19 protein-coding genes are annotated in these 17,373 nt (G+C 37.5%); 11 read left to right on the forward strand and 8 right to left on the reverse strand.

Annotated features, from left to right (window positions below; genetic code table 11):
- Positions 1-8: 8 nt before the first annotated feature.
- Positions 9-263 carry a SemiSWEET transporter gene (locus tag FJR37_RS08580; RefSeq protein ID WP_027404936.1) on the reverse strand — a complete coding sequence of 85 codons (255 nt, stop codon included), beginning with the start codon at positions 261-263 and terminating at the stop codon, positions 9-11.
- Positions 264-1,178: 915 nt separating this feature from the next.
- On the opposite strand from FJR37_RS08580, the gene FJR37_RS08585 reads away from it, so the two are divergent.
- Complete coding sequence (locus FJR37_RS08585) at positions 1,179-1,940, forward strand: ABC transporter ATP-binding protein (protein WP_039204811.1); 762 nt, start codon at positions 1,179-1,181, stop codon at positions 1,938-1,940.
- Positions 1,941-2,029: 89 nt separating this feature from the next.
- A complete protein-coding gene (locus FJR37_RS08590) occupies positions 2,030-2,497 on the forward strand; it encodes a DUF29 domain-containing protein (protein ID WP_027404938.1) in 468 nt (155 codons plus the stop codon).
- Positions 2,498-2,740: 243 nt separating this feature from the next.
- On the opposite strand, the gene FJR37_RS08595 is transcribed toward FJR37_RS08590, so the two are convergent.
- Positions 2,741-3,976, reverse strand: a complete 1,236-nt coding sequence (locus FJR37_RS08595; RefSeq protein WP_053539203.1) for an LL-diaminopimelate aminotransferase — start codon at positions 3,974-3,976, stop codon at positions 2,741-2,743.
- 119 nt (positions 3,977-4,095) lie between these two features.
- Here FJR37_RS08595 and FJR37_RS08600 point away from each other — a divergent pair, with 119 nt between their 5' ends.
- On the forward strand, positions 4,096-4,470 hold the full coding sequence (locus FJR37_RS08600) for a nucleotidyltransferase family protein (RefSeq protein WP_168465790.1): 375 nt from the start codon (positions 4,096-4,098) through the stop codon (positions 4,468-4,470).
- Positions 4,471-4,520: 50 nt separating this feature from the next.
- Entirely contained in the window at positions 4,521-4,649 is a 129-nt protein-coding gene (locus FJR37_RS27415; protein ID WP_256366871.1) for a hypothetical protein, read from the forward strand.
- 120 nt (positions 4,650-4,769) lie between these two features.
- On the opposite strand, the gene FJR37_RS08605 is transcribed toward FJR37_RS27415, so the two are convergent.
- The gene (locus tag FJR37_RS08605) at positions 4,770-5,336 is read right to left on the reverse strand and encodes a thioredoxin family protein (protein WP_168465791.1); all 567 of its coding nucleotides are present in this window, start codon (positions 5,334-5,336) and stop codon (positions 4,770-4,772) included.
- A gap of 53 nt (positions 5,337-5,389) precedes the next feature.
- Between FJR37_RS08605 and FJR37_RS08610 the strand changes: the two genes are divergently transcribed.
- Positions 5,390-5,794: an NIL domain-containing protein gene (locus FJR37_RS08610; protein ID WP_027404943.1), complete on the forward strand. Its 405-nt coding sequence runs from the start codon at positions 5,390-5,392 to the stop codon at positions 5,792-5,794.
- A 265-nt stretch (positions 5,795-6,059) separates the two neighbouring features.
- Positions 6,060-7,058, forward strand: coding sequence for a CHAD domain-containing protein (locus FJR37_RS08615; RefSeq protein WP_168465792.1), 999 nt, complete (start codon positions 6,060-6,062; stop codon positions 7,056-7,058).
- A gap of 60 nt (positions 7,059-7,118) precedes the next feature.
- Here the strand turns inward: FJR37_RS08615 and FJR37_RS08620 are convergent, their stop codons facing one another.
- Together FJR37_RS08620 and FJR37_RS08625 are read right to left on the reverse strand one after the other, a co-directional pair.
- Complete coding sequence (locus tag FJR37_RS08620; protein ID WP_168465793.1) at positions 7,119-7,799, reverse strand: MAE_28990/MAE_18760 family HEPN-like nuclease; 681 nt, start codon at positions 7,797-7,799, stop codon at positions 7,119-7,121.
- Complete coding sequence (locus FJR37_RS08625) at positions 7,799-8,914, reverse strand: DUF262 domain-containing protein (RefSeq protein WP_096662587.1); 1,116 nt, start codon at positions 8,912-8,914, stop codon at positions 7,799-7,801. The genes FJR37_RS08620 and FJR37_RS08625 overlap by 1 nt, the downstream gene beginning before the upstream one ends.
- Before the next feature lie 19 nt (positions 8,915-8,933).
- On the opposite strand from FJR37_RS08625, the gene FJR37_RS08630 reads away from it, so the two are divergent.
- Both FJR37_RS08630 and FJR37_RS08635 read left to right on the forward strand, forming a co-directional pair.
- Positions 8,934-9,482, forward strand: coding sequence for a type II toxin-antitoxin system HicB family antitoxin (locus FJR37_RS08630; protein ID WP_217355218.1), 549 nt, complete (start codon positions 8,934-8,936; stop codon positions 9,480-9,482).
- A 167-nt stretch (positions 9,483-9,649) separates the two neighbouring features.
- A complete protein-coding gene (locus FJR37_RS08635; RefSeq protein WP_168465794.1) occupies positions 9,650-11,758 on the forward strand; it encodes a S8 family serine peptidase in 2,109 nt (702 codons plus the stop codon).
- A gap of 228 nt (positions 11,759-11,986) precedes the next feature.
- Here FJR37_RS08635 and FJR37_RS08640 read toward each other — a convergent pair whose 3' ends face one another.
- The 3 genes from FJR37_RS08640 to grxC all read right to left on the reverse strand — a co-directional run bounded on the left by FJR37_RS08640 (position 11,987) and on the right by grxC (position 13,814).
- Positions 11,987-12,778 (reverse strand): 1-acyl-sn-glycerol-3-phosphate acyltransferase, encoded by a 792-nt coding sequence (locus FJR37_RS08640; protein WP_168465795.1) that lies wholly within the window; start codon positions 12,776-12,778, stop codon positions 11,987-11,989.
- A 112-nt stretch (positions 12,779-12,890) separates the two neighbouring features.
- Complete coding sequence (gene tadA / locus FJR37_RS08645) at positions 12,891-13,331, reverse strand: tRNA adenosine(34) deaminase TadA (RefSeq protein ID WP_035083607.1); 441 nt, start codon at positions 13,329-13,331, stop codon at positions 12,891-12,893.
- 162 nt (positions 13,332-13,493) lie between these two features.
- Complete coding sequence (grxC, locus tag FJR37_RS08650) at positions 13,494-13,814, reverse strand: glutaredoxin 3 (RefSeq protein WP_168465796.1); 321 nt, start codon at positions 13,812-13,814, stop codon at positions 13,494-13,496.
- Between the two features lie 261 nt (positions 13,815-14,075).
- On the opposite strand from grxC, the gene FJR37_RS08655 reads away from it, so the two are divergent.
- The 3 genes from FJR37_RS08655 to FJR37_RS08665 all read left to right on the forward strand — a co-directional run bounded on the left by FJR37_RS08655 (position 14,076) and on the right by FJR37_RS08665 (position 17,367).
- Positions 14,076-15,179 carry an amino acid ABC transporter substrate-binding protein gene (locus FJR37_RS08655; protein ID WP_168465797.1) on the forward strand — a complete coding sequence of 368 codons (1,104 nt, stop codon included), beginning with the start codon at positions 14,076-14,078 and terminating at the stop codon, positions 15,177-15,179.
- A gap of 38 nt (positions 15,180-15,217) precedes the next feature.
- The gene (locus tag FJR37_RS08660) at positions 15,218-16,144 is read left to right on the forward strand and encodes an amino acid ABC transporter permease (protein ID WP_168465798.1); all 927 of its coding nucleotides are present in this window, start codon (positions 15,218-15,220) and stop codon (positions 16,142-16,144) included.
- A gap of 77 nt (positions 16,145-16,221) precedes the next feature.
- Positions 16,222-17,367: an amino acid ABC transporter permease gene (locus FJR37_RS08665; protein ID WP_039203236.1), complete on the forward strand. Its 1,146-nt coding sequence runs from the start codon at positions 16,222-16,224 to the stop codon at positions 17,365-17,367.
- Positions 17,368-17,373: the final 6 nt, after the last annotated feature.

A 17,373-nucleotide genomic window follows, 5' to 3' on the forward strand; every position in this document is an offset into this window, starting at 1 on the left:
TAGTAAGGTTATCTATATTTAATTTTAAGCCATAGAATAATCAAGTTAAAACATAATGTCACCCCATTAGCGAGAATAACGGGCAAAGCACCGAGAATAATCCCATAGACTAACCACAGAAACAAACCACTCATGAAGACTATCAGCATCACATAAGAAACATCTTTTGCTGATTTCGTGCGCCATATTTGGAACATTTGTGGTAAAAAAGCAATAGTAGTTAATGCCCCTGCAACTAAGCCTAAAATGGTGATAAAATCCATGTTCAATAATATATCCTGATTTTAAAGATTATACTCCATTAATTGCAGATATTTAGCTCAATAGTAGAAATTAAAAATTGAAAAAGTTTGTTAGATCATGTTATTTGAATCTTAGATCCGGAAAAAATATTATTTGTGAGTTATTGTTTTGATGATAATGTGGGCATTCTATGGGAACACCAAAAAATAAATTACCCAATTTCGTGGGATGGGCATCCTACCCGTCCTTGATGATTAGCGGGCAAGATGCCCGCACCACAAGAAATTTTTGGGTATTTTTTTAATTGGAAGTCCCTATAAGAATAAGTAGGTGAACACAATAAAACCAAACTGTGTAAAGAAACGTAAAATCGCCCAAACCCTCTTCACTCTTGCCTATTGCCTCTTGCCTTTTGCCTTGCCATAACGACAATTTTCAACGCCAACCTACTTAGGAATGTGAATTAAATAAGGTGCAAAAGTAGGGTGTGTTAGCGACAGCGTAACGCACCATTCCAGGTTACATCAGAATTGCAGGTTATTAAATTTGCGTTCCTTAGTTATCAATTGCCATCTCTAATTGGCGAGGAATGGAAGATGAAACAATACACCCTTTTTTATCCCACATTCCGCACTTCATTGTGTATTATCCATTAAAAAAGCTAAAAACCGGCTAAAATGAATCCTTTGCTGACAAGCCTTTCAAGACTTAACGGGAAAAGTCAGAATTCTACATGATGCGATCGCCTAAACAGATCATATAAATATGTTTATGGGTAGACCCCCGTATTTGCCGTCATAATTATCGGGTTAATGATCAATATCAATTCTACATGATGCGATCGCCCAAAAAATCCCATAATATATGTAGGGACGATCCCCCCGTGGTTCCCCTAATCTTTACTACAATTATATTTTACATAAGGATAAATCTTTGTGGATGATACTCTGACAATAACTAATGCAAATATTCCCCATGCACCAGAATTAGCAATTATTCGATTAGAGGATATTTTCAAAATTTATGGAATTGGGGAAATAGAAGTTAAGGCACTGAATAATGTAAATTTGGTGATCACACAAGGCGAATATTGTTCGATTATGGGACCCTCTGGTTCGGGCAAATCTACAGCTATGAATATTATCGGTTGTTTAGATCGTCCTAGTAGTGGAAATTATTATTTAGATAATTTGAATGTCGCGCAAATGAATGATACTGAATTGGCGCATATTCGCAATAGAAAACTCGGTTTTGTCTTTCAACAATTCCATTTATTAAATCAATTAACAGCCCTAGAAAATGTCATGCTGCCAATGGTATATGCTGGTGTTAAACCTGGGGAAAGAAAAGATCGGGCGACATCCGCATTAATCAAAGTTGGCTTAGAAAAACGTCTCAACAACAAACCTACCCAATTATCAGGGGGACAACAACAAAGAGTAGCGATCGCTCGTGCCATTGTCAACAATCCTGTTGTTCTCCTCGCAGACGAACCCACTGGCGCACTTGATTCTCATACTACCCAAGAAGTATTAGACTTGTTCAGTGAACTTAATAGCAGTGGTATTACCGTTGTTATTGTCACCCATGAATCAGAAGTTGCGCGACAAACTAAACGGATTGTTTGGTTTCGTGATGGTGAAGTTGTTCATTCTCATCTGACTCCCCATGAATTACATGAAGTTGTCACATCTTAAATACAGCAGGAGGGAAAAGATAAGAGTTTGATGGCTTAATTTTCTTACTTCACTAAATCAAAATTTGCACTGGGAGTAAATCTAAAAAGATGTCTAACACCCTATATGATAGCGATTTGCAATTATGGATTGAGCAAACAATTCAGCAGTTACAAAATCATGAATTTGAGTCGCTAGATATTCAGCATTTGATTGAGGAGTTAGTTGATTTGGGTAAATCGGAGAAGAATACGCTCAGAAGTAATCTCAAAATTTTATTGGCTCATTTACTCAAGTTAAAGATTCAACATGATGCACCTGATTCGATGAAGGGAAGTTGGTACAGTTCAGTTGTGGAACATCGTCAGCGGGTTCTGGATAATTTAGCCGATACTCCCTCTCTTAAAAGTTTCTTGGTTGAAGCTATAGAAAAAGCTTATCCCGACGCTCGTAAGTTAGCAATTAAAGAAGCTAAATTTGCCAAATTTGGGGTGCGGATACCGGAAGAAAGTGAATATCCTATCACCTTTCCTTTTTCGATTGAGCAAATTTTAAATGAGGACTTCTACGGATTGTAAATGACAGGAGAAGTTTCATTTCACAAAAGTAAGGTGGGAATTACCCACCATAAGAGGTGTTTGAAAAGTTATGGTTGATGTATCAAATATTTTTTACCCCACCCTAACCCTCCCCTTGTAAAGGGGAGGGAACTGGATTTTTATTGTTTCCCCCCTTTACAAGGGGGGACTAAGGGGGGTAGCAATGTGATGAAAATTACGGAATACCACTTTTCAAACATCCTCTAAATTATTAAACTTGAATTACACCTTAAACTTAGCGGTGATTCGCTTCATGGCTTCTTCCACATTTTCCCGACTATTAAAGGCAGAAATGCGGAAATAACCCTCACCCGCAGCCCCAAAACCAGAACCGGGAGTTCCTACTACATTCACAGTTTCTAATAATTTATCGAAAAATTCCCAACTAGATAAACCATGAGGAGTTTGCACCCATACATAAGGGGCATTTACACCACCATAAACATTTAAACCAGCATTTGTCAGTTCTTCACGAATGATTTTAGCATTGTCTAAATAGAAGTTTACCAAAGCTTTGATTTGTGTTTGTCCTGCTTCTGAATAAACCGCTTCTGCACCACGTTGAATAATATAAGAAACGCCGTTAAATTTGGTAGACTGACGACGATTCCAGAGTTTCCAAAGTTCGACATTAGTACCGTCAGCAGCTTTAGCTGTGAGGTTTTTGGGAACAACAGTTAAAGCGCAACGAGTTCCGGTAAACCCAGCATTTTTGGAGAAAGAACGAAATTCAATAGCACAATCTCTCGCACCTTCGATTTCAAAAATAGAATGAGGTAAGGTAGGATCTGTAATAAATGCTTCGTAAGCAGCATCAAAGAAGATAATTGAACCGTTAGCTTTGGCATAATTTACCCAGGCTTGCAAGTGTTCTTTAGTTGCAGTTGCACCTGTAGGATTATTAGGAAAGCAAAGATAAATTAAATCAACTTTTTGGCTAGGAATTTCCGCTGTGAAATTATTTTCAGCGGTGACAGGTAAATAAACTAACCCACCATATTCACCTTTTTCGTTAGCATCTCCCGTGTTACCCGCCATGACGTTGGTATCTACGTAAACGGGGTATACTGGGTCTGTAACGGCGATAATGTTATTTTTGCCAAAAATATCGAGAATGTTGCCAGAATCGCACTTAGAACCGTCGGAAATGAAGATTTCATCGGCTTCTATGGCTGCTCCCCGTGCCTGGAAGTCGTGGGTGGCGATTTTCTCCCTTAACCAAGCATAACCTTGTTCTGGTCCATATCCTTTAAAAGATGAGCGATCGCCCATATCTTCTACAGCTTTAATCATGGCTGTGCGACAAGCTTCTGGTAAGGGTTCAGTGACATCACCAATCCCCAAGCGAATGATTTTAGCATCAGGGTTAGCTTGGGCAAAGGCATTTACCCGTCGCGCAATTTCTGGAAACAGATAACCAGCTTTGAGTTTCAGGTAGTTGTCGTTAATTGTAGCCATAGTAAATTTTGAGAAAAAAGACAATCATACACTATCTTACTTTGAGTAATGTCTGATAGAGCAATTTTCCAGGAAGTCGAGTTATAATTATTTTAGAAAATTCCCATATTTGATAAACTATGAGTCTCATTAATGAAGCTACTAAACAACGAATTATCCAAGAGATTTTAGAAGCTAGAAAAAATCGCCCTCAATTTCTAGTGGCTATGCAAGAACGCCAAGAACAAGGTTTAAAAATTGCTCGACAATGTGCAAAGATATTGAAAGAAAGATTTGGCGCAGAAAAAGTTGTTTTATTTGGTTCTTTATTGGATCATCAACAAATGAGTTGGCGTTCTGATATTGATTTAGCCGTTTGGGGTTTACCAGAAAAAGATTATTTTAAAGCGTGGGCTGCTATAGATGAAGGACATCCTTTTGAAATTGATCTAGTAGAAGTTCAAAATGCCAGACCTTATATTGTAAAAGCAATTTATCAAGGAATAGAGCTATAATTGGATTAAGGAGAAAAATTGCTGAAGAACTAATCAAGCTTGAAGAATTGGTGAATAGAGTTAATGGATTATTATTAATTCAGCAAAATGATGATCCTAAATCAGGGTTTTTATTGTCTGAATCAGGATTTCCAGGATTAGATGATTTTCAGGATTTTTATTTGAAGGTTAATCAATAATACTAATATGATCTGATCATAAATAATAATTAAAAAACTTCATCCTGTACATCCTTAAATCTTGAAAATCCTGATTCTGACAAATAATAAATTAATAACTTTTTACCAATCCCCAATTACCTAATTTACAACTTGGCTACCATGACTGAGAGGATCATCTTGATTGCTATCTGTGGCGACTTGTGCGGAAAATTGGGAGGTTTTGCCATTACCTTGAATGTGGGGAAGGGTTGAACCGGTAATTAAGGCTTCTAAATTACTAGCCATAATGGTGCGGGGGATATCACCAATGGTTTCGGCGATGGTTTCCCCTTGTTTACCCAAAAATATAAAGTGGGGAATGCCATCTACCCGATATTTGAGCATTTCTGGCAACCATTTGGTATTATCAACATTCAACATGACAAAATTCAGGCTGTTATTGTACTTTTCTCTGAGTTTTGCCATGTCGGGTGTCATTTTCTGGCAAACTGTACACCAATCGGCATAAAACTCGACTAGAGAAGGTTTTCCGTTGCTGACAGCTACTTCTAAGGGAATAGCAGTTTTACCCAATTCCGCCAGGGAAACTGAGGTAGAATCAGTTTTAAGTCCCAGGAAGAGGGCAACTCCCAAAGCGATCGCTACAATAGCAATTAAGAAGTTTTTGATGCGGTTACTAGAATTTACAGGGGCTTCGGTACTCATAATCAATTTATTAAGACTTATTAACTTAGTTCATCTTACTGTTTTCTCACATAATGAAAAAAAGAGTTACCCTGACTTTTCCCAAACGGGCGATTCAAATGCCTGTTACCTACCGACTAGCAAAGGATTTTAATGTCGCTGCGAATATTATCCGCGCTCAAGTTGCGCCGAATCAAATTGGTAAACTAGTAGTAGAATTATTGGGGGACATTGATCAGTTAGATGCAGCAATTGAATGGATGCGATCGCAACATATTCATGTTTCCCTGGGTTTAGGTGAAATAGTTATTGATGAGGATGTATGTGTTCACTGCGGTTTATGTACGGGAGTTTGTCCCACTGAAGCCCTAGCTATTAATCCAGAGACATATAAACTCACCTTTGTGCGATCGCGCTGCATAGTCTGTGAACAATGTATTCCTACTTGTCCAGTACAAGCTATTTCCACTAATCTTTAAACAGCAATTAAGTATTAATTCAAGTTGTGAATTATCTACTTGAGGCTGGTAATTGGTAATAAAATTCCTGGTTTCATCCTGTTCATCCTTTAATCCTGGACATCCTGTTCGCGTAGCGTGGCGTTAGCCATTTCTGACAATGTTCATCCTTTAATCCTGGATATTGGTAATAAAATTCCTGGTTTCATCCTGTTCATCCTTTAATCCTGGACATCCTGATTCAGACAATGTTCATCCCTTAATTCTGGACATCCTAATTCTGACAATGAAAATCTCCTCAGCAACATCAATCAAAACTCTCGGTGAAACTGCACACCAAGCCATTGAAAACCACTTGACAAAAACCATAAAATGGGAAAAAGCAGTTAAAAAAGACGAAGATCCAGAACCACTTCACCAAATGCGAGTGGGAATGCGACGGTTAAGAACTGCTGTGAGTAGATTTGAAAGATATTTATTTTTACCAAAATCAGTTAGTGATAAAAATATTGGTAAATTTGCCCGCATTTTAGGTAGTCTCAGAGATTTAGATGTCCTTGCAGAAATTTTGGAAAAGAATTACAAACCGCATTTACTTGAAAAAGAACAAAAATCTCTAGAAACAGCTTTTACAGAATTGCATAAACAACGAGAAATCGCCGTTTCTCATGTGCAGAATATATTTAAAGATGAAACTTATAAATCTTTTAAAAATGAATGTGAAAATTGGTTAAAAAATCCCAGTTATCGCAGTTTCTCATCTATACCAATTTATCACATCTTACCAGATTTACTCTCACCAGAAGTGAGTGAATTTTGCTTACATCCAGGATGGCTAATTGGCACTAAAATTGTCGAATTAGAAATAGTAGTCCAAACAAAATGGACACCCAACCAATTAGAAGAACATCTGAAAACAGAAGGTAAAACTCTCCATGATTTGCGAAAACAAGCCAAGCGTCTCCGCTACCAAATGGAGTTATTTACTGAATTATATGGTGATTCTTTTTCTGCACATCTTCATGATATTAAAAATATTCAAGAAATCTTGGGAATGATCCAAGATAATATGGTTTTACATGAATGGTTAGAGAATATATTCAAATCAGAACTGGATACTCAATTACGTGGATTAACGACGCTATTAGCCGCAAATCGTTATCAATTGTGGCAAGAATGGCAACCACTACAACAACGTTATTTACAAGCAGATACTAGATATAATTTGCATTTGGTAGTATTACAAGCGACGTTGGAAAATGTTAAACAAGAAGAAAGAGATTAATTTATGGTGTGTCTAATTTCTGATAGTATAGTCTCTTAAATTTAATAAAATTCAGTTCAATTATTCAGAATTCAAATATTCCTGTTTCACTAGATATTCATCAATATTTTCTAGAATTTGTCTAAGATACTTTATAACTCTTTCGCTGATTTCAACAAGATTTTCCGCAGATGTATTTTGACCAACTTCTTTAAAAGACATAACACCATGAGCTAAATCATTTCTATTTTTTTTTATTGACAGTAAATCAATTCCATCTCTAGTCGCAACGTCAGTTTTACTAGAAAATCCGTATTTTTTAGCTATATTCTTAATTTCTTTAGCATCCACATTACCAGAAAAAAGATCATCTCTATTAAAGCCAGATTGAATAATATCTTTAACAATATTTTCTATTTGTTCTACAAAATCATTAACACCACATTCTTGTACATTCTTTTTTACATTTTGCAAAATTATTCTTTTAATTTCTATTTTAAGTTGATCGAAGGAAACTCCTTTTTTACTCATTTCATCAAAAATACTTTGAATAGCATTTCTCATAGTAGATTCTACAAGATTGTAAAGTAATAAAAATCCAGTAGCTTTTAAACTTTTATCTAATTCCGGATCAATTTTAGAAATTGCACCATCTTTACTTAATAGAATTTCACCCTGTTCTAAATCTCTCAGAAAACAAAGATAATCACTAACGTCTTTAGCACGTTCGTCAAAATCATCTAAATCTAATATTCTTTTCACTAAACTGTACCTAAAATCTGATCACGAACATATTCAAGACGACGAATAACTTTATTTCTAGAACTACTAGCATCGCTGCTAGTGTATTCTCTAAATTCTTTTGAATCTAGGAAATCTACTGATACAGGTTGGAGGTTATCTTGCTGTCTTAAAGCTAAAGTTATACCAACAGCAAGAGATTCAAATTTAATTCGAGTTGTAGTTCTATCTTTCTTATTTCCTTGTCTAAAACCTGTTGGAAAGTGTGTTCCTACAAAATCAATCATTACATAAAATTCATTTTTCATGTTTTGTAAAAGATTTGGATCAGCTTTATTCATAGCATCTAAATAGTCATCGAGAAATTCATTAATATTTTTATTGAAATCTTGATAATTATTTAGGAATGCAAAAAATCGTAAAACAAATTCTTGGGGTTCTACTCTTCCAATTGACGGTTCTGTAAAATTACAAAGATGGATGAATTTTTCATACTTTGCTAATTCATCTATTACATTAAGAAACGCACCTCTTCTAATACCCCGGCGTTTTTCCATTGGGTTTAATTCAACGCTACCAGTATTAATTCTTTCAAATAAATCTCTACGAGTTTCTTCATCAGCATCTTCTGTTAGTTGAATCATTCTTATGGTTGTTCGCTGGAAACGTCTTTGACGTGCAATAGGTAGATTGGAAAATCGAAACCCTTCCAGCTTATTTAGCTTCTCTAGATTTTGTAGTTGTAATTCATTATTAAGAAAATTTGCTAAAGTACGAATTCGTTGTGTTCCATCTATAAGTTCTAAACGAGCTAAATCCTTTGTATTTAAAGGATTTTCGTCTGTTTCTTCCCCTGAAGTATCTGCAACATAAATATAAGGAATAGGTAAACCTAACAGAATAGACTCAATAAATTTAGATTGTCTTTTGATATCCCAAATCATTGCTCTTTGGTAATCTGGAATAAATAATTCATTAGAATCATCATCAAGACCATTTAGGTATTTGTCAACTATAACTTCAATAGGGTATTCAATTGTGTTGTAATCAACAGATTTTTTCTTGTCGCGGATTTGCATTTCTGCTTCTTCCTGCATTTCTTCTGTAATTTTTTCGATTAATAAATTAATACTCATATTAGATTAAAATATCTAAGTGATTAAATTTATATTATCCTATTTTCTGTTCTTTGGCTACATCATCACCAAAGAACATCCTGTGAATCCTCAAATTCTGATTCAGACAAACAAATTTAACACCGGGATTATTATGACTCAATTTGTATATCCAGCCCTTTTGACTGCTGATGAAAAAGATGGTGGATTTGTGGTGACATTTCCTGATTTACCAGAAGCCATTACTCAAGGTAATTCCTGGGAAGAAGCACTTCATGAAGCTGCTGATTGTTTAGAAGAAGCGATCGCTCTGAGGATTGATGATAAGCTAGAAATCCCCCAACCATCACAACCCAAAAATCAAGAATATTTAGTAGCCGTACCAGCGCAGACAGCAATAAAAGCCGCATTATATCTAGCAATGCGTGAAAAAGGTATTAGCAAAGTCCAGCTTGCTTCTACTCTCAATATCCATGAAAAGGAAGTAAGACGTATCCTAGATCCCCACCACGCCACAAAATTATCTACAATGGAACGGACTTTAGGGGTACTCGGACAACGAATTGAATTACAAATCACCGCAAAATAGAATATATTCACAATATATTCGCCATTTTTTGTAGGTTCGGTTGACGCAAGGAAACCCAACAAATGCGTTGGATTTTGTCGCATTGCTGTGCGAACATAAACGTTCCACAAACCAACCTACAAATCAAGGTTTTTTCAATTTGGCTAATTCCACCAATCCCAATTCTTATGAGTGATAATATTAATCCTGCGAATTTTCCTGAATCAGATGTAGCAAATAAAGGCGAGTCACTAACCTTACAACGCGGTGGTGAAGAGTTAACGCTAGAAAAAACGCTGTATCGTTTTACTATCCGTCCTAATGCCAATTTTCCCCATGAAAAATTAACACAGATTCCTGGTAGCGTATGGCGGCGGAGTATTCCTCAAGCAAAATTAGAACTATATACGGTTTTTCCTAATCAGCTAGATGCAGTCATGTCTCAACTCCGTGCTGATGAAAATGTGGACTTTGTGAGTCATGTTTATACATTGGAAAATAATCCCGGAACTTTTGTTTATCTCAGTGACCAAATTACAATTCAATTTGCTACTTGGGTAGATAATACTAAAATTAATACTATTACCAGTAAATTGAATTTAGTTCAAGATCAACCAGTATTCGGAATACCAAATACCTTCATTTTTCTTGTTAGTAAACAATCCACACAAAATCCCGTTAAAATTACCAATTATTTACAAACACTGCCAGAAGTTTTAGCGGCTGAACCGAATATTCTCATTCAACAAGAACCCCATTATAAACCCAAAGATTCTCTTTATTCCCAGCAATGGTATCTCAATCATAATAGTAGTAATCAATTGGTAGCTGGTTCGCATATTTCTGTGGAACAAGCTTGGGATACTACTCGTGGTGTGCGTTCTATAGTGGTGGCTGTAGTAGATGATTCCTTTGATTTAAAACATCCAGATTTTCAAGGTACAGGTAAAATTGTTGCTCCTAGAGATTTAAAAGAAAATGATTTTTTACCCTTACCTGGAGAAAAAGAAACTAGTCATGGGACTGCTTGTGCAGGATTAGCTGTAGCTGAAGAAAATGGTTCGGGAATTGTGGGAGTTGCTCCTGGTTGTGCAATGATGCCCATTCGCACTACTGGTTTTTTAGATGATCAATCAATTGAGGATATTTTTGATTGGGCGGTAGAAAAAGGCGCGAGTGTAATTTCTTGTAGTTGGGGAGCTTCTGCTGTTTATTTCCCCCTTTCTATTCGGCAAAAAGCGGCTATTAACCGGGCTGCTACCAATGGACGCAAGGGAAAAGGATGTGTGATTGTTTTCGCAGCCGGAAATGCTAATCGTCCAATTAATGGGACTGTAAATGAACAGAATTGGCCGAAAAATATTGTCCAAGGTAAGACAAATTGGTTGAGCGGTTTTGCTGTTCATCCTGATGTGATTACTGTATCTGCATCTACTAGTTTGAATAAAAAGGCTGCTTATAGTAATTGGGGAGGTAATGTTTCTGTTTGCGCTCCTAGTAATAATGCTCCCCCAGGAATGTGGTTTCAAGAAACTGGTTTTGTTTATACACAACCGGCAATTGTTTCTTCTCTATTTGGATTGGGAGTATTTACAACAGATCAAATAGGTGCGGCTGGTTATGATGCGGGAAATTTTACTAAAAACTTTGGCGGTACTTCCAGTTCTACTCCCATTGTGGCAGGAGTAGCGGCTTTGGTATTATCAGCTAATCCTGATTTAACGGCTCAACAAGTTAAACGGATTCTCCAAGATACGGCTGATAAAATTGTGGATAATAACCCTGATCTTCAGTTAGGTATGAGTGGGGGTACTTATGATAGTAATGGTCATAGTCAATGGTTTGGTTATGGCAAAGTCAACGCAGCTAAGGCTGTGAGACTAGCGCAGCAGATGGGTGTGGTTGCCAAAATTACGAATAAACAAATCCAGGTCAAAAATTCTCAGGTTGTGGATATTCCTGATAATAATAGACAGGGGATTAAAAGTACGATCGCTATTAATGAAGCTGTCAATGTCACAGATATCCAAGTTACCGTGAATATCACCCATGATTTTTTAGGAGATTTAGAAGTTTATTTAATTGCTCCTAATAATCAGCGGATTTTATTACAAAGTCGCACATTAGGTCGTCGTAATCAATTACAAAATACTTACACAGTGCGATCGCATCCTGCCCTGAAACAATTACTTTCTTTACCCGCAAAAGGTAACTGGCAATTACAAGTTATTGACTACGCTGCTTTAGATGTGGGCAAACTTAATAACTGGGAATTGGTAATTGGTTTCGGGAAGTGAGGGAGTAGGGAGTAGGGGGAGTAGGGGGAGTAGGGGGAGTAGGGGAGGTAGGGGGAGTAGGGGAAGTAGGGGAGTAGGGGGAGTAGGGGAGGTAGGGGGAGTGGGGGGAGTAGGGGCGTAGGGGGAGTAGGGGAGTAGGGGGAGTAGGGGAGTAGGGGGAGTAGGGGGAGTAGGGGGAGTAGGGGGAGTAGGGGAGAAATTTCTTCCTTCTGAACTCCTGAACTCCTCTCAATTATGAATTTCTATGAAGATGCGATCGCTAATTTTTACTTCTTGATGACTTAATTGTTTTAATTTATGGGTTAAATCTGCCGTCAGCCTTTTGGCTTCTAGTTTTAAATTTCCATTCATATAATCTGCGGCTTTGATAGGTTCACCAATATGAATATTCACATCAGTACCCCAATGAGGATAGGGTTCACTGTAGTGGATACCGACAGGGATAACCTTAATATCTAATCCTGGATAGGTAGATTCAGCAGTCACAGCTAAACGAGCGATTCCCGGCTTCAGGGGGTGAAGTTGACCATCACGATGAATGCCACCTTCGGGATAAATAACTAACATTTCCCCCTGCTGCATTAACTCTACTGTATGCCGGAGAGTTGCGATCGCCGGACGTTCAATATTCACAGGAAAACCACCCATTCGCAGCACAAACCAACCTTGCAACCCTTGACATTCATTACTCGTTACCATAAATCGCATATCTCTACCCGTCACACAACGACCAGTAGCATAGGGCAAAACCAAAGAATCCCAACGGGAACGATGGGTAGGAGCCAGAATTACCGGACCACTTGTAGGAATATTTTCTCTTCCAGTCACCTTAATATGCCCAAAGAAAGATGGCAAAACTATGTAGTGTCCTAGAAAATAAGCAACACGGATTAACAAAGGCGAAACCCGCGAGGTATTCTGAAGCACCGAAGGTCGCCGAGGGGAGTCGAGGTGAGGATTTACCGGCGTATTTCTAGTTTGAGAATGGCGGTTAGTAGAAGCAAAGTATGATTTGATCATGACGGTGGCTGATTTTTTGGCGAATAAAAGATGACACAAACTTGATTATGTCCACCGTAGATTTTCTTGGGTAATTTGTGTTTTTCCATTTGGACAGTTTGATCTGTGTCTGTTATTTTTGCTGACGTTGGGTAACAAACCAACTTTGTAATTGTTCTCGACATTCTGATTCTAGAATACCCCCCACCACTTTCACTCGGTGATTAGATGCTGGGTGATCAGGGATGTTAATAACAGTACGAATAGCACCAGTTTTGGTATCGTCCACGCCATAGATCAATTTTCCTAATCGGGCATGAACTATAGCACCGGCACACATCGGACAGGGTTCTAGAGTGACATATAAAGTACATTGATGCAAGCGCCAACTTTGTAAAACTTGACTAGCAGCCCGAATCGCCATAATTTCTGCGTGTGCAGTAGGATCTTGATCTCGCTCTTTGCGATTTTCACCCACAGCAACCAATTGATTATTCATATCAACAATCACAGCCCCCACAGGAACTTCACCAGCATCACCAGCCACTCGTGCCAATTCCAGAGCGTGATTCATCCATTTTCGATGTTTTAAATATTCTGGGTGTTCAAGCATGAGGGGAAGAAGGGGGTAGGGGCGCAGGGCCTGCGCCCAGGAGTCAGGAGTTAACAAACCACAAAGGCACAAAGGACACGAAGGAAGAAGAGGAAGAGGAAGAGGAAAATTACCAATTATCCATTACCCATTACCCGCAACCTGAAATAACAGCGGGTCAAGTTGAGCTTTTGCATCTAATTGATACAGGTCATCACAACCACCAATATGTTGATTATTAATAAAAATTTGGGGGACGCTACGGCGACCGTCGGCGCGTTCTGCCATGATTGTTCTAGCTGTTTCGTCACCGTCAATTTTGTATTCGGTGAAATTAACACCTTTCCATGATAGTAGCATTTTAGCGCGAATGCAGTAGGGGCAAGTTTGCCAAGTATAAATTTCAACATTAGCTTTGATTCGCTCTGGGTGGCGACCGAGAAGAGAGTTGAGAAAATTTAGCATATTCTTAATTAAGAGGTTTTTTGTAGGTAGGTCGGTAAAATTGATTATATAAAAGATTTGAATTTGATGTAGGGGTAGCGCCCCCGTGCCTACCCCGGTATTTGGGGCAACTATAGGGGGTTTGCCCCTATGTAATTCACGGGTTTAGGTATTTTCAAAATGTTTAATTTTGCTCTCATAAGAAGATATATTTGCCACGAGTATCAATAAATGTTTCAATTATGTGGAAACATCCAAAGAAGATTCTTGGGAAAAACAATTATGAAATTTAGTAAATTATCTGTAATTTTACAGGGGATAGGGATGCCTTTAGCGATCGCCCCTTTAATCATAATTCTGAGTGCCTGTAATGATCAACCACAAAATAATCCCAATACACAAAATCCCGACAGCACCCCCCCAGGACAAGTTACTCGCGTTCTCTGGAATCGCATTAAAAGTCGTGGACAGCTTATTTGTGGCGTTAGTGGGGAACTACCAGGATTTAGTTTTGTCGGCACTGACGGCAAATATAGCGGCATTGACGTTGATATTTGTCGGGCTGTTGCCGCAGCAGTATTTGACAATCCAGACGCGGTAGAATATCGCAATCTCAACGCGAAAGAACGATTTACTGCTTTACAAACTGGAGAAGTAGATATTCTCAGTCGCAATACTAGCTGGACTTTTAGCCGTGCAACTTCCCAGGGTTTAGATTTCGCACCTGTGGTATTTTACGATGGTCAAGCTGTCATGGTGCGTAAAAATAGCAATATTAAATCTATCAAAGACCTGAAAGACAAAGCCATTTGTGTGCAAACTGGAACTACTACCGAACAAAATTTAGCAGACCAAATGCGGAAACGGGGAATTACTTATAAACCCGTTGTTTTTGAAGATGTGAATATCACCTTTGCCACTTATGCAGAAGGACGTTGTGATGCTGTCACCACAGACCGTTCTGCACTGGTTTCTCGACGGACAACCTTACCTAAACCAGAAGATAACGTGATTTTAGATGATGTTCTTTCTTCTGAACCTCTAGCGCCAGCAGTTGCTAAGGGTGACACCAAGTGGAGTGATATAGTCAAATGGACTGTTTATGCTTTGGTGAAAGCAGAAGAATTAGGCATTAATTCTCAAAATTTAGCAGAGTTTGCTAATAGTAAAGATCCCGATATCAAACGTTTTTTAGGAACAGAAGGAAACCTGGGTGAAGGAATTGGTTTAACGAAGGATTTTGCTGCCAAAATAATTAAGCACGTTGGTAACTATGGCGAAATTTATGATCGCAATTTGGGAGCAAAAACAAAACTAAATCTTCCACGGGGACAAAATCAAATTTCCACAAAAGGAGGATTACTCTATTCTCCACCTTTTCGCTAAGGAAGCAAGAGAAATTTATTACTATTAACAACTGACCAATGACTAATTCAAAACCTCCTTTGTGGCGTGATAATCGCTTTTGGCAAAATGCTATCCAGCTAATTTTTGTATTTTTAGCAGTATTTGTATTTGTTATCTTCTGGGGGAATGTCAGCCGAAATTTACAGCAATTAGGAATTCAATTTGGATTTAATTTTCTCAAGCAACAGGCATCTTTTGATATTGGGGAAACTCTCATTAACTACAAACCAACGGATGCTTATAATTATGCTTTATTAGTGGGATTAGTTAATTCTCTAAGAATAGCAATAATGGGAATTTTCCTCACCACAATTGTGGGAATTACTGCGGGAATTGCAAGATTATCAGATAATTGGTTAGTAAGAAATATTACGGTTATCTATGTAGAGGTTTTTCGGAATACTCCATTATTATTGCAATTGCTATTTTGGTATTTTGCAGTTTTCTTGAGTTTTCCCAAAGCCGAAAATAAAATTTCCTTTTTGGGTTTTGCTAATTTTAGCCAAAACGGAATTGAACTTCCTTGGTTTACCTTGTCTCCAGAATTTTCTAGTTTATTATTGGGGTTAACTTTTTACACAGGTGCGTTTATTGCGGAAATTGTGCGCGGGGGAATTCAATCAGTCCCGACAGGACAACTAGAAGCAGCCAAATCCTTGGGGTTAAACCCAGGTTTAGCAATGCGATTGGTTATTTTTCCCCAAGCTTTGCGGGTGATTATTCCCCCATTAACTAGTCAATATCTCAATTTAACCAAAAATTCCAGTTTAGCGATCGCTATCGGTTATCCTGATATTTATTTCGTAGCTTCTACCACTTTTAACCAAACTGGGAAAGCTGTAGAAGTGATGCTGTTAATTATGATTACTTATCTGACTTTGAGTTTGATAATTTCTCTAACTATGAATTTATTTAATCGTTCTGTGCAAATTAAGGAAAGATAATGTTGAACGCAGATAAACGCGGATAAACGCGGATGAATACGGGTGATGATTATTCTATGCAGTCTCACATTTTTATGATGATTAAACTTAGTTGGTTAAGAAAAAATCTCTTTAATAATTGGTACAATAGTTTACTAACTGTTGTTTGTTTTATCTTTCTATTTTGGTTAGTTCAAGGATTTGCAATTTGGTTAATTACCAAAGCACAATGGCAAGTAATCCAAGTTAATTTACATTTATTTTTAGTAGGAAGATTTCCCCAAAGTTTATATTGGCGGATTTGGGTTGTTTTGGGAATATCTACAACTTTAACCGCAATTACAGCGAGTGCATTTACCAAAAAAGCAATATTCACAAAACGCAATTCGTTGATTGCTGCTGTGATTATGGGGACTTTATTGTTTATTTTACCCATACCATTAACAAGCCGTTTATGGTTATTATTAATTACAGGTTTAATAGTTGCAGGTTTGATAATTGGTCAGAAATCTACTAAAATCATTACACCTTGGCTTTCGCTAACTTGGTTGTTATCTTGTCCCCTAATTATCTGGTTAATTGGTGGTGGTTTAGGATTACAACCTGTATCTACAAACTTATGGAATGGTTTATTACTTACCCTATTAATGGCAATAATTAGTATTGTCCTTTCCTTCCCCATAGGAGTTTTCCTCGCATTAGGAAGAACCAGCAATTTACCCGTAGTCCGGTGGTTTTCTATTCTTTATATTGAAATCGTCAGAGGATTACCATTAATTGGGATTCTATTTTTAGCCCAAGTCATGTTACCCTTATTTTTACCAGCAGATTTACGTTTAGATAGATTACTCAGAGGTACTACCGGATTAATATTATTTAGTGCAGCATACATGGCTGAAAACGTACGCGGCGGACTACAAGCAATTCCCAGAGGACAAATAGAAGCAGGAAAAGCATTAGGATTAAATACACCTTTATTACTCATATTAGTAATATTACCCCAAGCCTTACGTGCAGTTATTCCCGCAATTGTTGGTCAATTTATTGGTTTATTTAAAGATACTTCTCTTTTATCATTAGTAGGATTAGTAGAATTAACAGGAATGGCACGGTCTATATTAGCACAACCGCAATTTTTAGGAAGATATGCAGAAGTATATTTATTTATCGGCTTGATTTATTGGGTATTTTGTTATTCAATGTCCTTAGCTGCTAAAAATCTCGAAAAACAATTAATATCGTAGGTTGGG

Source organism: Aphanizomenon sp. UHCC 0183 (assembly GCF_009712065.1).
In the GTDB taxonomy this organism is placed as follows: domain Bacteria; phylum Cyanobacteriota; class Cyanobacteriia; order Cyanobacteriales; family Nostocaceae; genus Dolichospermum; species Dolichospermum heterosporum.

Excerpts from the sequence above, each read along its gene's own strand:
- FJR37_RS08660 (WP_168465798.1), top strand. The coding sequence starts at position 15,218 with ATGACTAATTCAAAACCTCCTTTGTGGCGTGATAATCGCTTTTGGCAA.
- FJR37_RS08640 (WP_168465795.1), bottom strand. The coding sequence starts at position 12,778 with ATGATCAAATCATACTTTGCTTCTACTAACCGCCATTCTCAAACTAGA.
- FJR37_RS08625 (WP_096662587.1), bottom strand. The coding sequence starts at position 8,914 with ATGAGTATTAATTTATTAATCGAAAAAATTACAGAAGAAATGCAGGAA.
- grxC (WP_168465796.1), bottom strand. The coding sequence starts at position 13,814 with ATGCTAAATTTTCTCAACTCTCTTCTCGGTCGCCACCCAGAGCGAATC.
- FJR37_RS08600 (WP_168465790.1), top strand. The coding sequence starts at position 4,096 with ATGAGTCTCATTAATGAAGCTACTAAACAACGAATTATCCAAGAGATT.
- FJR37_RS08595 (WP_053539203.1), bottom strand. The coding sequence starts at position 3,976 with ATGGCTACAATTAACGACAACTACCTGAAACTCAAAGCTGGTTATCTG.
- FJR37_RS08655 (WP_168465797.1), top strand. The coding sequence starts at position 14,076 with ATGAAATTTAGTAAATTATCTGTAATTTTACAGGGGATAGGGATGCCT.
- FJR37_RS08590 (WP_027404938.1), top strand. The coding sequence starts at position 2,030 with ATGTCTAACACCCTATATGATAGCGATTTGCAATTATGGATTGAGCAA.
- FJR37_RS08580 (WP_027404936.1), bottom strand. The coding sequence starts at position 263 with ATGGATTTTATCACCATTTTAGGCTTAGTTGCAGGGGCATTAACTACT.
- FJR37_RS08665 (WP_039203236.1), top strand. The coding sequence starts at position 16,222 with ATGATTAAACTTAGTTGGTTAAGAAAAAATCTCTTTAATAATTGGTAC.
- FJR37_RS08635 (WP_168465794.1), top strand. The coding sequence starts at position 9,650 with ATGAGTGATAATATTAATCCTGCGAATTTTCCTGAATCAGATGTAGCA.
- FJR37_RS08610 (WP_027404943.1), top strand. The coding sequence starts at position 5,390 with ATGAAAAAAAGAGTTACCCTGACTTTTCCCAAACGGGCGATTCAAATG.
- FJR37_RS08615 (WP_168465792.1), top strand. The coding sequence starts at position 6,060 with ATGAAAATCTCCTCAGCAACATCAATCAAAACTCTCGGTGAAACTGCA.
- FJR37_RS08605 (WP_168465791.1), bottom strand. The coding sequence starts at position 5,336 with ATGAGTACCGAAGCCCCTGTAAATTCTAGTAACCGCATCAAAAACTTC.
- tadA (WP_035083607.1), bottom strand. The coding sequence starts at position 13,331 with ATGAATCACGCTCTGGAATTGGCACGAGTGGCTGGTGATGCTGGTGAA.